Raw genomic sequence first — 16,057 nt, forward strand, 5'->3', positions numbered from 1 at the left:
GTTCGGCTCCTAGAAGGCTGTGGCGTCGGGTGGTCTGCGGGGGTGCCGGTGGCGGTCAGCTGCCGAACTCCGTGTCGATGAGGTCGAAGAGCTCGTCGTCGGAGGCGGTGTCGTAGTCGATCTGTTCCTCGGCCGCCCCGCCGCCGTTCGCCGTCGACCAGGTGGCCAGCAGGCCCTGGAGCCGGGTGGCGACCTGGGCGCGGGCCGTGTCACCGGCCGGTGTCTCGGCCAGCATCGCCTCCAGCCTGCTCAGTTCGACCAGCAGCGGGTGCGAGGTGGCGGTGGCCTCGCCGGACGGGTCCAGCCGGTCGTGCAGGTAGTGCGCGAGGGCCAGCGGCGTCGGGTAGTCGAAGACCACCGTGGCCGGCAGGCTCAGGCCCGTCGACTCCCGGAGCCGGTTGCGCAGTTCGACGGAGGTGAGCGAGTCGAAGCCGGCGTCCTTGAACGCCGTCTCCGGCCTGACCTGCTCGGACCCGGCGTGACCGAGGACGGTCGCCACCCGGGCGCGGACCAGGTCCAGCAGCAGGGCCTGCTGCTCGGCGGGCGCCAGCCCGGCCAGCCGGCGGGCCAGCCCGCCGCCACCGTCACCGGCGGCCGCCCGGACGGCCTGCCGGCCGGTGCGGACCAGACCGCGCAGCAGCGGCGGGACACCGCCGCCGAGCGCGGCGTCGGCGCGCAGCGCCCGCAGGTCGAGCTCGACCGGCACCAGCAGGGCCTCGCCGGTGCGCAGCGCCGCGTCGAACAGCGCCGTGCCCGCCTCGGCGGTCAGGGGCCGGACACCGCCGCGGCGGCCGCTCCGGTCCTGACCGGGCCCGTCGGCGGAGCCGTCGGCCTGCGCCCACACCCCCCAGGCGAGGGACGTACCGGGCAGGCCTGCCGCGCGGCGCCGGTGCGCCACCGCGTCCAGATAGGCGTTGGCCGCGGCGTAGCCGCCGGTGCCCGCGCCCAGGAAGACCGAGGAGGCGGAGGACATCAGGACGAACGCGTCCAGCTCCGGGGCGAGTTCGCGGCTCAGCTCGTCCAGGTGGCGGACGGCGGTCACCTTCGGCGCGAAGACCCGCGCCATCCGGTCCGGGTCGACCTCGCCGATCACCCCGGCGTCGAAGACCCGGGCGGCGTGGACGATGCCGGTCAGCGGGTGCCCGGCCGGCACGGCGGCCAGGAGCGCCGCGACCGCCTCCCGGTCGGTGACGTCGCAGGCCACCACCGACACCGTGGCCCCGGCGGCCTCCAGCTCGGCGGCGAGCTCCGCCGCGCCGTCGGCGTCCGGGCCGCGCCGGCCCGCGAGGACGAGGTGGCGGACGCCGTGCCGCGCGACCAGGTGACGGGCGGTCAGGGCGCCGAGCGAGCCGGTGCCGCCGGTGATCAGGACCGTGCCGTCCGGGCGGAAGGCCGGTTCGCCGCCGGGCACCTCGCCGGCGGTCCGGGCCAGGCGCGGTACGTACAGCGCCGTCCCGCGCACCGCGACCTGCGGCTCGCCGAGCGGCAGCGCCGCGGCGAGCGCGGTGTCCAGGTCGTCCGGCGCGGCCGGGTCCAGGTCGAGCAGGACGATCCGGTCCGGGCTCTCGGCCTGGGCCGCCCGGACCAGGCCCCAGACGGCCGCGCCGGCCGGGTCGGTGAGCGCGGCGTCGCCGCCGGCGGGCACCGCGCCCCGGGTCCGCACCACCAGTCGGGAGTCCTCCAGGGCTTCGTCGGCCAGCCAGGACTGCACCACGGCCAGCACCCGGGTGGTCAGCGGGAGGACGGCGTCCGCCCCCTCGCCGTCGGTGACGGCCGTCAGGACCACGACCGGGGGAACGTCCCCACCGGCCGTCAGGGCCGCGAGATCCGCCTCGGTCGCGACAGCCGCGCGCCGCGGCGCCGTGCCGGTGCCCTGCAGCGGCGCCGGGGGCAGCGCCGTCCAGTCGACCCGGTACAGGCCGTCGTCGTCGGCCGTGCCCGCCGCGGCCGCCAACTGCTCGGCGGAGAGCGGCCGCAGCGTCACCGCGGCTGCCGTCAGGACCGGGCCGCCGGCCTCGTCGACCGCCGCCAGTGCCAGCGTGCCGGGCCCGGCCGTGGTGATCCGCACCCGCAGCGCGGAGGCGCCGACGGCGTGCAGGGCCAGCCCGTGCCACTCCAGCGGCTGCCACGTCCGGTCCCGGTCCGCCGCGGCCGCGTCCCGCAGGGCGGGGTGCAGGGCGGCGTCGAGCAGCGCGGGGTGCAGGCCGAACCGGGCGGCGGTGTCCCGCTGTCCGTCGGGCAGGGCGAGCTCGGCGAACACCTCGTCGCCGCGCCGCCACACCGCCCGGAGGGCGCGGAACAGCGGTCCGTACTCGTGGCCGTGAGCGATGAGTTCGGTGTAGAGGCCGTCGACGTCGACCGGCTCCGCACCGGCGGGGGGCCACGCCCCGGTGTCGAACGGCTCGGCCCCCGCCGTGGGCGCCACCACGAGGGTGCCGGTGAGGTGGCGGGTCCAGGTCTCCGTCGCGTCCTCGTGGGCGGAGTACACCTCGACCTTGCGGGCGCCCTGCTCGTCCGGGCCGCCGACGGCGACCTGGACCCGGACCCCGCCGTGCTCGGGCAGGAGGAGCGGTACCTCGATGACCAGGTCGTCGAGGGTGCCGCAGCCGACCTCGTCCCCGGCCCGGACGGCCAGCTCCACCAGGGCGGCACCGGGGACGAGGACCACTCCCCCGACGGTGTGGTCGGCGAGCCAGCCGTGCGTGCGCAACGACAGCCGGGAGGTGAACACCAGGCCGTCCGACTGCGGCAGTTGGACGACGGCGCCGAGCAGCGGATGGTCGGCCCGGCCCTGGCCGAGCGAGGCCGCGTCGGTGGCGGCAGCGCTCCGGAGCCAGTAGTGCTCGTGGTCGAAGGCGTAGGTGGGCAGCTCCAGATGGGTGACCGGAAGGCCGGCGGGCAGGGTCTTCGCCCAGTCCACCTCGACGCCCCGGACGAAGAGTTCGGCGACCGAGGCCAGCACGGTGTGCGCCTCGGGGCGGCCGTCGCGCAGCGCGGCCACCGTGACGGCGCGCTCACCGGCGGACTCGGCGACCACGCCGCTCAGCGCGGCGCCGGGGCCCAGCTCGACGAAGACCGCGTTACCGAGACCGGCCGCCGTGGCGATGCCGTCGGCGAACCGGACCGGGCGCCGCACATGGTCCACCCAGTAGGCGGGGTCGGTCAGTTGGCCGGGCTCGGCCGGACGGCCTGTGACGTTGGAGATCACCGCGAGCTTGGGCTCACCCCACGAGACGTCGGCCAGGGCGGCCGCGAACTCCGCCAGCATCGGCTCCATCAGCGCCGAGTGGAAGGCGTGCGAGACGGTCAGCTGCTTGACCTTGCGGCCCTGCGCCTTCAGGCTCTCCGCGGCCTTCAGCACGGCCGCCTCCTCACCGGAGAGGACCACCGACGAAGGACCGTTCACCGCCGCCAGATCCACACCGTCACCGAGGAGTTCGGCCACCTCGGCCTCGGTGGCTGCCACCGCCACCATCGCGCCGCCGGACGGCAGCGCCTGCATCAGCCGGCCCCGCGCGGCGACCACCGCCGCCGCGTCCCCGAGCGAGAGCACCCCGGCCACGTGCGCGGCCGTGATCTCCCCGATCGAGTGGCCCAGCACCGCGTCCGGCCGCACACCCCAGGACTCGATCAGCCGGAACAGCGCCGTCTCCACCGCGAACAGACCCGCCTGGGTGTACACGGTCTGGTCCAGGGATCCCGCCGTACCGAACACCACGTCCTTGACCGGGTGCTCGGTCCAGCCCGCCAGCCGCTCGTCCAGCGCCGCGCAGGCCGCGTCGAAGGCCTCAGCGAACACCGGGTACCGCTCCGCCAGCTCACGGCCCATCCCGACCCGCTGCGACCCCTGCCCCGGGAACACCAGGACCGTCCGAGCCTGGCCACCCCCGGTCACGACACCGGCGGCGGACTCCCCGCGCGCCAGGGCGCTCAGCCCGGCCAGCGCCTCCTCGGGCGAACCCGCCAGCACCACCGCGCGCTCCGACAGCAGCGCCCGCTGGGCCAGCAGCGCGGCGGCGATCTCCGCCGTCCCCGCCCCGGACGTCTCGACGAAGGGCGCCAGCCGGTCGGCCTGCCCGGCCAGCGAGCCCGCGCTCTTCGCCGACAGCACCAGCGGAACCACACCCGTCGGCTCGACCGCGGGCCGCTCCACCGCGTTCTCCTCCGGCACCTGCTCCAGGATCAGGTGCGCGTTGGTCCCGCTCAGCCCGAACGAGGAGACGCCCACCCGTCGGGGGCGGCCGGTCTCCGGCCACTCCCGCGCCTCGGTCAGCAGCTCGACCGCGCCCGCCGTCCAGTCCACCTGCGAGGACGGCGCGTCCACGTGCAGGGTGGGCGGCAGCACGCCGTGCCGCAGCGCCTGGACCATCTTGATCACACCGGCCACGCCGGAAGCCGCCTGGGTGTGGCCGATGTTGGACTTCAGCGAGCCCAGCCAGAGCGGGCGCTCCGGGTCGCGGCCGCGCCCGTAGGTGGCCAGCAGCGCCTGGGCCTCGATCGGGTCCCCCAGGACGGTGCCCGTGCCGTGGCCCTCCACCGCGTCGATGTCGGCGGTGGACAGGCCCGCGTTGGCCAGCGCCTTGCGGATCACCCGCTGCTGCGAGGGCCCGTTCGGCGCGGTCAGGCCGTTGGACGCGCCGTCCTGGTTCACCGCGCTGCCGCGGACCACCGCGAGCACCCGGTGCCCCTTGCGCCGCGCCTCCGAGAGGCGCTCCAGCACGACCACGCCCGCGCCCTCGGCCCAGCCGGTGCCGTCCGCCGCGTCCGCGTAGGACTTGCACCGGCCGTCCGAGGCCAGACCGCGCTGGCGGGAGAACTGCACGAACGCGCCGGGGCCGGTCATCACGGCCGCGCCGCTGGCGAGGGCCAGCGAGCACTCACCGGTCCGCAGCGCCTGCGCGGCCAGGTGCATCGCCACCAGGGACGAGGAGCAGGCCGTGTCCACAGTAACTGCGGGGCCCTCGAAGCCGAACACGTAGGACACCCGGCCCGAGGCCACACTGCTGCCGGCGCCGGTCGTGACGAAGCCCTCCAGCTCGGCGGGTACGTCGCTGCCCGAGCCGTAGCCCGCGCCCATCAGGCCGGAGAAGACGCCGACGTCGGTGCCCTTGAGCGTGGCCGGGTCGATGCCGGCCCGCTCCAGCGCCTCCCACGAGGTCTCCAGCAGCAGCCGCTGCTGCGGGTCCATCGCGAGCGCCTCGCGCGGCGAGATCCCGAAGAAGCCCGCGTCGAACAGCGCCGCCTCGTGCAGGAAGCCGCCCTGGTCCACGTAGGAGGTCCCGGCCTTGTCCGGGTCCGCGTCGAAGAGGCCGTCCAGGTCCCAGCCGCGGTCGGACGGGAAGCCGGACATCGCGTCCCGGCCCTCGCTGACCAGCCGCCAGAGGTCCTCGGGGCTCGCCACACCGCCGGGCAGCCGGCAGGCCATGCCGACGATCGCGATCGGCTCGGACGGGTCGGCGAGCACGACCGCCGGCGCCGCCGCGCCGGTCTCGGCGGCCACGTGGCCGAACTCCTCGTGCAGGTGCCGGGCGAGGGCGAGCGGGGTCGGGTGGTCGAAGACCACCGTCGCGGGCAGCTTCAGACCGGTCGCCTCGCGCAGCCGGTTGCGCAGCTCGACGGAGGTCAGCGAGTCGAAGCCGGAGTCGCGGAACGCCGTGTCGGTCTTCACGCCCTCCGGTCCCGCGTGCCCGAGCACGGTCGCCGCGTGGCCGCGGACCAGTTCCAGCAGCAGTGCCTCCTGCTCGGCCACCGTCAGCCCGGTCAGCCGGCCGGCCAGGCCGGCCGTACCGTCGGCCGCCGTCGACCGCGCGGTCTGCCGGCTCGCCCGGATCAGCCCCCGCAGCAGCGGCGGCACCTCGCGGCCCGCCGCCGCGTCGGCGCGCATGGACCGCAGGTCGAGCTTGATCGGGACGAGCAGCGCGTCGCCGGTGCGCAGCGCCGCGTCGAAGAGGTCCAGGCCTTCGTCCGAGGCCAGCGAACGGCTCCGGCTCCGGCCGCTCCGGGCCTCCTCGGCGGTGTCGAGGTGGGCGGTCATCGCGGTGGCCTGCTCCCAGAGGCCCCAGGCCAGGGACATCGCGGGCAGGCCGTCGGCGCGGCGCCGGTGGGCGACCGCGTCCAGATAGGCGTTGGCCGCCGCGTAGTTGCCCTGTCCGGCCGAGCCGAAGACCCCGGCCGCCGACGAGAACAGCACGAACGAGCGCAGCTCCGGCGCCAGTTCACGGGTCAGCTCGTCCAGGTGCCGCACCGCGGTCACCTTCGGGGCGAACACACGGGCCAGCCGCTCCGCCGTCAGCGCCCCGAACACCCCGTCGTCCAGCACACCCGCGGTGTGCACCACCCCGGTCAGCGGGTGCTCGACCGGCACCGCGGACAGCAGCTCCGCCACCGCCGCCCGGTCGGCCACGTCACACGCGGTGACGGTCACCGTCGCGCCCAGCGCGGTCAGCTCGGCCGCCAACTCCGTTGCGCCCTCGGCCCGCAGGCCGCTCCGGCTGACCAGCAGCAGATGCCGGACGCCGTGCCCGGTGACCAGGCGCCGGGCCAGCAGGCCGCCGAGGGTGCCGGTGCCGCCGGTGATCAGGACGGTGCCCTCGGGGTCGAACGCCGCGGCCTCGTCGGCCGGGGCCGTGGCCCGGGCGATCCGGGGCACGTACATCGTCGTCCCGCGGACCGCGACCTGCGGCTCGTTGGTGCCCAGCACGGCGGCGAGCACCGGTTCGACGTCCGTCCCGGGGGCGGCGTCGGTGTCGAGCAGCACGATCCGGTCCGGGTTCTCCGCCTGCGCGACCCGGATCAGACCCCAGACCGCCGCACCTGCCGGGTCCGTCACCGCGGCGTCGCCACCGGCGGGCACCGCACCCCGGGTGACCACGACCAGCCGCGCCGCGTCCAGCCCCCGGGTGCTCAGCCAGGCCTGGACGACGTCCAGCACCCGGGTGGTCAGGCCGAGCACCGCGTGCTCGGCCGGGCCGTCCCCGACCGCGTCCAGGACGACCACGGGGGGCACGCCCGAGCCGTTGGTCAGCATGGCCACGTGGTCCGGCGAGGCCACCGGCACCCAGGCCGGCGGCAGTTCCAGGCCCGGAGCGGTACCGGTGGGCAGCTCCGTCCACTCCACCCGGAACAGCGCGTCGCGGCCTTCGTCGCCCCCCGCGCTGCCCAGCTGGTCGGCCGAGACGGCGCGCGAGACCAGCGAACGGAGCGTCAGGACGGCTCCGCCGGTCTCGTCGGCGGCCTCCAGCGCGAGCGTCTGCGCGTCGGACCGCACCAGGCGCACCCGCAGCGCCGAGGCACCGGCCGCGTGCAGCCGCAGCCCGTTCCAGCCGAACGGCAGGTGCACCTCGGACTCGTCGCCCGCCCGGTTCGCGCCCGTCGGGTCCCCCAGCGCCACGTCCAGCATGACGGGGTGGAGGGCGGCGTCGAGCAGCGCGGGGTGGATGCCGAACCGGCCGGCGGCGTCCCGCTGGTCCTCGGGCAGGGCGACCTCGGCGAACAGCTCCTCGCCACGGCGCCAGACCGCCCGCACGCCCTGGAACACCGGCCCGTAGCCGTAACCGGCTTGGGCCAGCAGCTCGTAGCCGCCGGTGACACCCAGCTGCTCCGCGTCGGCGGGCGGCCAGGCGGTGAAGTCGAACGCGGGACCGCCGGCGTCCGAGGTCGCCGTCAGGGTCCCGGTGGCGTGCCGGGTCCAGGCGTCCGCGCCGGTGTCCCCGGCCGCGTCCTCGCGGACCGAGTAGATGCCGACACTGCGGGCGCCCGCCCCGTCGGGGCCGCCGACGGTGACCTGGACCCGCACGTTGCCGTGCTCGGGCAGGACCAGTGGGGCCTCGATCACCAGCTCGTCCAGCGTGCCGCAGCCGACCTCGTCACCGGCCCGTACCGCCAGCTCGACCAGACCGGTGCCGGGCACCAGGACGGCGCCGCCGACGGCGTGGTCGGCCAGCCAGGGGTGGGTGTGCAGGGAGAGCCGGGAGGTGCAGAGCACGCCGCCCGTCTCGGGTACCTGGACCACCGCGCCGATCAGCGGGTGGTCGGCGGTGGCCTGGCCGAGCGAGGCCGCGTCGGTGGCCGGGGAGGTCCGCAGCCAGTAGTGCTGCTGGTCGAAGGCGTAGGTGGGCAGGTCCACCTGGGCGGTCTCGGCGCCGGCCGGCAGCACACCGGACCAGTCGACGGCCACGCCGCGGACGTGGAGTTCGGCCATCGAGGCGAACAGGCGGCGCGGACCGCCCTCGTCCCGCCGCAGCGTCCCGGTGACCAGGGCCTCGGCCCCGGCCTCGTCCACGATCTCGTTCACCGGCTGGACCAGCACCGGGTGCGCGCTCGACTCCACGAACACCGAGTGGCCCTGGTCCAGCAGCGTCGCGATCGCCGGGCCGAAGCGGACCTGGCCGCGCAGGTTGCGGTACCAGTACCCGCCGTCCAGCACCCCCGCCTCGTCGATCCACTCGCCCGTGACGGTGGAGAGGAACGGCACCAGCGGGGCCTGGCTGCGGATGTCCGCGAAGGCCTCCGCCAGGGTCTCCTCGATCGCCTCGACATGGCGGGTGTGGGAGGCGTAGTCCACCGCCACCCGCCGTACCCGCACGCCGTCGGCCGCGAGCACCTCCAGCGCCTCGTCCAGCGCCTCGGCGTCACCCGCGATGACCACCGAGGCCGGGCCGTTGACGGCCGCGACCTCGACGCGGTCCGCCCAGCGCACCAGCCGCTCGACAGCCTCGCTCTCGGAGAGCGCCACCGACGCCATCCCACCGCGACCGGCCAGGCTGCCCGCGATCACCTGGCTGCGCACCGCCACGATCCGCGCCGCGTCCTCCAGGGACAGCGCACCGGCCACGCAGGCCGCCGCGATCTCCCCCTGCGAGTGCCCGACCACCGCGTCCGGCACCACACCCACGGACGCCCAGACCGCCGCCAGACCGACCATCACCGCGAAGCTCGCCGGCTGGACCACGTCGACGCGCTCCAGCAGCTCGGCCGGGGCCTCGCCGCGCAGCACGTCCTCCAGCGACCAGTCCACCCAGCGCTCCAGCGCCGCCGCGCACGCGGCCACCCGCTCGGCGAACACCGGCGAGGCGTCCAGCAGTTCACGCCCCATCCCGACCCACTGCGAACCCTGCCCCGGGAACACCAGCACCGTCCGCCCCGCGCCGGACACGCTGCCCGTCACCAACCCCGGCGCAGACTCCCCGCGCGCCAACGCGGCCAGCCCCGTCAGCACCTCGGACCGCGAGCCCGCCACCAGCACCGCGCGCTCACCGAGCGCCGCCCGCCGGGTCGCCAGGACACCGGCCACCGCGGCCGGTGAGACCGGCGCGGACGCCTCGACGAAGGCCGCCAGCCGCTCGGCCTGCCCGGCCAGCGAGGCCGTCGAGGCCGCCGACACCACCAGCGGCACCACGGCGTCGGGCGCGGCCCCGACCTCGGCCGGCTCCTCCTCGGGCGCCTGCTCCAGGATCAGGTGCGCGTTGGTCCCGCTCAACCCGAAGGAGGAGACGCCCACCCGCCGGGGGCGCCCGGTCTCCGGCCACTCCCGCGCCTCGGTCAGCAGCTCCACCGCGCCGACCGACCAGTCCACCTGCGGCGTCGGGGCCTCGACGTGCAGGGTGGGCGGCAGCACACCGTGCCGCAGCGCCTCCACCATCTTGATCACACCGGCCACCCCGGCCGCGGCCTGGGTGTGGCCGACGTTGGACTTGACCGAGCCGAGCCAGAGGGGTGCCTCCCCGTCCCCGCGCCCCTGCCCGTACGTGGCCAGCAGCGCCTGCGCCTCGATCGGGTCACCCAGCGAGGTCCCCGTCCCGTGCGCCTCCACCGCGTCGACGTCCGAGGCGGCCAGGCCCGCGTTGGCCAGCGCCTTGCGGATCACCCGCTGCTGCGAGGGGCCGTTGGGCGCGGTCAGACCGTTCGACGCGCCGTCCTGGTTGATCGCGCTGCCGCGCAGCACCGCCAGGATCCGGTGTCCGTTGCGCCGGGCCTCGGAGAGCCGCTCCAGCACCACGACGCCCGCGCCCTCGCCCCAGCCGGTGCCGTCGGCGGTCGAGGAGAACGCCTTGCACCGCCCGTCGGGGGCGAGTGCCTTCTGTCGCGAGAACTCCACGAAGGTGTGGGGCGTCGCCATGATCGTCGCGCCGCCGGCCAGCGCCAGCGAGCACTCGCCGGACCGCAGCGCCTGCGCGGCCAGGTGCATCGCCACCAGCGAGGAGGAGCACGCCGTGTCCACCGTGACCGCCGGACCCTCGAAGCCGAACACGTAGGAGACCCGGCCCGAGGCCACGCTCATCGCGGAGCCGGTGGCGGTGAAGCCGCTCAGCTCCGGCGGGATGACGCCGCCGATCCCGTAGCCCTGGGTCATCACGCCGGAGAACACCCCGACGTCCCGGCCCTTCAGGGCGGCCGGGTCGACCCCGGCCCGCTCCAGCGCCTCCCAGGACATCTCCAGCAGCAGCCGCTGCTGCGGGTCCATCGCCAGCGCCTCGCGCGGCGAGATCCCGAAGAAGCCCGCGTCGAAGAGCCCCGCGTCGTGCAGGAAGCCGCCCTGGTCGACGTAGGAGGTGCCGATGTTCTCCTGGTCGTCGTCGAAGAGGCCGCCCACGTCCCAGCCGCGGTCCTCGGGGAAGCCGGACACCGCGTCCCGGCCCTCGGAGACCAGCCGCCAGAGGTCCTCCGGGGTGACCACGCCGCCGGGCAGCCGGCAGGCCATGCCGACGATCGCGATCGGCTCGTCGAGGTCGGCCGCGACCACCGTCGGCACGGCGGCAGCGGCGGCGGTGTCGCCGAGCTCCTCGCGCAGGAAGCGGGCCAGCGCGACCGGCGTGGGGTAGTCGTAGACGACGGTCGTGGGCAGGTTGAGCCCGGTCGACTCGCGGAGCCGGTTGCGCAGTTGGACGGAGGTGAGCGAGTCGAAGCCGGCGTCCTTGAACGCCTTCTCCGCCTTGACGTTCGCCGCGCCGGCGTGTCCGAGCACGGTCGCGACATGGGTGCGGACCAGGTCCAGCAGCAGCGTCTCCTGCTCCGCCACCGCCAGCCCGGCGAGCCGGTCGGCCAGCCCGGAGGCGGTCCGGACGGCCCGCCGGCCGACCGGCACCAGGCTGCGCAGCAGCGGCAGGACGCCGCGGCCGGACGCGGCCTCGGCCCGGACGGCGCGCAGGTCGAGCTTGATCGGCACGGTCACGGCCCGGCCGCCGCGCAGGCCCGCGTCGAAGAGGTCCAGGCCCTCGGCCGGGGCGATCGCCAGGAACCCTCCCCGGTTCACCCGGTTCTGGTCGGCCTCGGTGAGGTGGGCGGCCATGCCGCCGGCCTGCTCCCAGAGGCCCCAGGCGAGCGACGCGGCGGGCAGGCCGTCGGCGCGGCGCCGGTGGGCGACCGCGTCCAGATAGGCGTTGGCCGCCGCGTAGTTGCCCTGCCCGGCCGAGCCGAAGACCCCGGCCGCCGACGAGAACAGCACGAACGAGCGCAGCTCCGGCGCCAGTTCACGGGTCAGCTCGTCCAGGTGCCGCACCGCGGTCACCTTCGGGGCGAACACACGGGCCAGCCGCTCGGGCGTCAGCGCCCCGAACACCCCGTCGTCCAGCACACCCGCGGTGTGCACCACACCGGTCAGCGGATGCTCGGCCGGGACGCCGGAGAGCAGGGCGGCCGCCGACTCCCGGTCGGCCACGTCACACGCGGTGACGGTCACCGTCGCGCCGAGACCCTCCAGCTCCGCCGCCAACTCCGGTGCGCCCTCGGCGCCGAGACCCCGGCGGCTGACCAGCAGCAGGTGCCGGACGCCGTGTCCGGTGACCAGGTGCCGGGCCAGCAGCGCGCCCAGCGAGCCGGTGCCACCGGTGACCAGGACGGTGCCCTCGGGGTCGAACGCGGCGGGCCCGTCGGTCGCGGCTCCGTCGGTGGCGCGGACCAGGCGCGGCGCGGACAGAACCGCCCCCCGGACGGCGACCTGCGGCTCACCGGTGGCCAGCAGGGCGGCGAGGACGGTACCGAGGTCGGTGTCGGTCTCGGTGTCGGTCTCGGTGTCCAGCAGCACGATCCGGTCCGGGTTCTCCGCCTGCGCGACCCGGATCAGACCCCAGACCGCCGCACCCGCCGGGTCCGTCACCCCGGCGTCGCCACCGGCGGGCACCGCACCCCGGGTGCGCACCACCAGTCGGGAGCCTTCGAGGCCGGCCGCGGCCAGCCAGGCCTGCGCGACCTCCAGCACCCGGCCGGTCAGACCGAGCACCGCGTGCTCGTCCGTACCGTCCCCGACCGCGTCCAGGACCACCACGGACGGCGCGGGCGCGCCGTCGGCCGGGGCGGCGAGCGCGGCCACCTCGGCCGCGCCGGACAGCACCGTCCACCGCACGGCGGCCGGAGCGGCGGCCGGGGGCAGCTCGGTCCACTCCACCCGGAACAGCGCGTCGCCGCCGGTCGCGCCCGCCGAGGCGGCCAACTGCTCGACGGCGACGGGGCGGAGCGTCACGGAGTCGGCCGCCAGCACGGCGGCGCCGGTCTCGTCGGCGGCCTCGAAGGCCAGCGTGCCGGCGCCGAGCCGGGCCAGGCGCACCCGCAGGGCCGCCGCGCCCGTGGCGTGCAGCACCAGCCCGCTCCAGCGCAGCGGCTGCCACAGTCGGTCGGCGTCGGCCGCCACGGTGTCCCGCAGGCCCGGGTGCAGGGCCGCGTCGAGCAGCGCGGGGTGGATGCCGAAGCGGTCGGCCTCGTCGTGCTGGTCCTCCGGCAGGGCGACCTCGGCGAAGAGTTCCTCGCCGCGCCGCCAGAGCGCCCGCAGGCCCTGGAACGCCGGGCCGTAGGCGTAGCCCTGGGCGACCAGGTCGGGGTAGAGGTCACCGAGGTCGACCGGCTGCGCGCCGGCCGGGGGCCAGGCGGTGAAGTCGAACTCCGGGCCGTCGGCGTCCTTCGTCGCCGTCAGGGTGCCGGTGGCGTGCCGGGTCCACGCGTCGGTGGCGTCCTCGCGGGCGGAGTACACCTCCACCGTGCGGGCGCCGTGCGCGTCGGGGCCGCCGACGGCGACCTGGACGCGGACCCCGCCGTGCTCGGGCAGGAGGATCGGCGCCTCGACGACCAGGTCGTCGAGGGTGCCGCAGCCGACCTCGTCGCCGGCCCGGACGGCCAGCTCCACCAGCGCCGTGGCGGGGACCAGCACGACCCCGCCGACGGCGTGGTCGGCGAGCCAGTCATGGGTGCGCAGGGAGAGCCGGGAGGTGAACACCAGGCCGTCGGACTGCGGCAGTTGGACGACGGCGCCGAGCAGCGGGTGACCGGCGCCGGTCAGGCCCAGGGCCGCCGCGTCGGTCACCGAGGCCAGCATCCGGAGCCAGTAGTGCTCGTGGTCGAAGGCATAGGTGGGCAGCTCCACCCGGGCGGCGCCGGCTCCGGCGGGGAGGGTCTTCACCCAGTCCACCTCGACGCCCCGGACGAAGAGTTCGGCGACCGAGGCCAGCAGGGTGGGCGCCTCCGGGCGGCCGTCGCGCAGCGCGGCCACGGACACGGCACGGCCGTCGACCGTCTCGTCCACCACGCCGCTCAGTGCCGCGCCGGGGCCGAGTTCGACGAACACCGCGCCACCGGGTGCGGCCGCCGTGGCGACGCCGTCGGCGAACCGGACCGGGCGGCGGACATGGTCCACCCAGTAGGCGGGATCGGCCAGTTGGCCCGGCTCGGCGACGCGGCCGGTGACGTTGGAGACGAGGGGGAACCGGGGCTCCTCCCAGGTGACGCCGGTGAGCACGGTGGCGAACTCCGCCAGCATCGGCTCCATCAGCGCCGAGTGGAAGGCGTGCGAGACGGTCAGCTGCTTGACCTTGCGGCCCTGTGCCTTCAGGCTCTCGGCGGCCTTCAGCACGGCCGCCTCCTCACCGGAGAGCACCACCGATGACGGACCATTCACCGCCGCCAGATCAACGCCCGCACCGAGGAATTCGGCGACCTCGGCCTCGGTGGCTGCCACCGCCACCATCGCGCCACCCGAGGGCAGCGCCTGCATCAGCCGGCCGCGTGCGGCGACCACCGCCGCCGCGTCCGCCAGCGAGAGCACCCCGGCCACATGGGCGGCCGTGATCTCACCGATCGAGTGGCCCATGACGGCGTCCGGCCGCACACCCCAGGACTCGATCAGCCGGAACAGCGCCGTCTCCACGGCGAACAGACCCGCCTGGGTGTACACGGTCTGGTCGAGGGATCCCGCCGTACCGAACACCACGTCCTTGACCGGGTGCTCGGTCCAGCCCGCCAGCCGCTCGTCCAGCGCCGCGCAGGCCGCGTCGAAGGCCTCGGCGAACACCGGGTACCGCTCCGCCAGCTCCCGGCCCATCCCGACCCGCTGCGACCCCTGCCCCGGGAACACCAGCACCGTCCGGGCCGGGACCGAGCCGCTGCCCGTCACCAGCGCGGCGTCGGACTCCCCGCGCGCCAGCGCGTCCAACCCCGCCAGCGCCTGCTCCGAGGAGCCCGCCAGCACCACCGCGCGCTCCGACAGCAGCGCCCGCTGCGACACCAGCGCGGCGGCGACGTCCGGGAGTTCCTGCTCCGACGCACCGACGAAGGCGGTCAGCCGCTCGGCCTGACCGGCCAGCGACCCGGCGCTCTTCGCCGAGAGCACCAGCGGCACGGCCCCGGCCCCCGGTGCGGCCTCACCCGCGAGGGGCTCCACCTCGTCCTCGGGCGCCTGCTCCAGGATCAGGTGCGCGTTCGTCCCGCTGACCCCGAAGGAGGAGACCCCGGCCCGGCGCAGCCGGTCCACCTCCGGCCAGGGCCGGCTGCGGTCGAGCAGCTCGACGGCGCCGACCGACCAGTCCACCTGGGAGGACGGCGCATCGACGTGCAGGGTGGCGGGCAGCACGCCGTGCCGCAGCGCCTGCACCATCTTGATCACGCCCGAGACACCCGCCGCCGCCTGGGCGTGGCCGATGTTGGACTTCAGCGAGCCCAGCCAGAGCGGCCGCCCCGGCTCGCGCTCCTGGCCGTAGGTGGCCAGCAGCGCCTGCGCCTCGATCGGGTCGCCCAGCACCGTTCCGGTGCCGTGCCCCTCCACCACGTCCACGTCGGCCGGGGTGAGCCCGGCCGCCGCTAGCGCCTTGCGGATCACCCGCTGCTGGGAAAGGCCGTTGGGCGCGGTCAGACCGTTGGACGCACCGTCCTGGTTCACCGCGCTGCCGCGCAGCACCGCGAGCACCCGGTGCCCCTTGCGGCGGGCCTCGGAGAGCCGCTCCAGCACGACCACGCCCGCGCCCTCGGCCCAACCCGTGCCGTCCGCCGCGTCCGCGTAGGACTTGCACCGGCCGTCCGAGGCCAGACCGCGCTGGCGGGAGAACTCCACGAAGGTGTGCGGTGTCGCCATCACGGTCGCGCCGCCGGCGAGTGCCATCGAGCACTCGCCGCGGCGCAGCGCCTGCGCGGCCAGGTGGATCGCCACCAGGGACGAGGAGCAGGCGGTGTCCACGGTGACCGCCGGGCCCTCGAACCCGAACACGTAGGAGATCCGGCCCGACGCCACGCTGCCCGCCGCGCCCGTCCCGGCGAAGCCCTCCAGCTCCGGCGGCACGTTGCCGCCGAAGAAGTAGTCGACGCCCATGATCCCGTTGAACACCCCGACGTCCGCGCCCTTGAGCGAGGTCGGGTCGACGCCGGCGCGCTCCAGCGCCTCCCAGGAGGTCTCCAGCAGCAGGCGCTGCTGCGGGTCCATGGCGAGCGCCTCGCGCGGCGAGATCCCGAAGAACTCGGCGTCGAACTTCCCCGCGTCGCGCAGGAACCCGCCCTGCGCGACGTAGGAGGTGCCGGCCTTGTCCGGGTCGTCGTCGAACAGCGCGTCCAGGTCCCAGCCGCGGTCGTCCGGGAACGCCGACACGCCGTCCCGGCCCTCACTGACCAGCTGCCACAGGCTCTCCGGGCCGGTCACGCCACCGGGCAGGCGGCAGGCCATGCCCACGATCGCGACCGGCTCGTCCGCGTTCCGCTGGACCTGCTTGCGCAGGTCGTGCAGTTCGGCCGTGACACGCTTGAGGTACTTGAGGATCTTCTCGTCCGTGGCCATCGTCAATTCCTCACCGGGGTTTGGGCAGACCGT

General features: G+C 76.0%; 1 protein-coding gene. It reads right to left on the reverse strand.

The genetic code is table 11. The features are described 5' to 3' along the window. Window positions 1–55: 55 nt before the first annotated feature. Window positions 56–16,024, reverse strand: coding sequence for a type I polyketide synthase (locus tag ACZ4UX_RS12085; RefSeq protein WP_465706546.1), 15,969 nt, complete (start codon window positions 16,022–16,024; stop codon window positions 56–58). Window positions 16,025–16,057: the final 33 nt, after the last annotated feature.

Source organism: Kitasatospora sp. NPDC028961 (genome assembly GCF_055564815.1).

What these genes read in the sequence shown, in the direction of transcription:
- ACZ4UX_RS12085 (WP_465706546.1), bottom strand. Translation starts at nt 16,024, where the DNA reads ATGGCCACGGACGAGAAGATCCTCAAGTACCTCAAGCGTGTCACGGCC.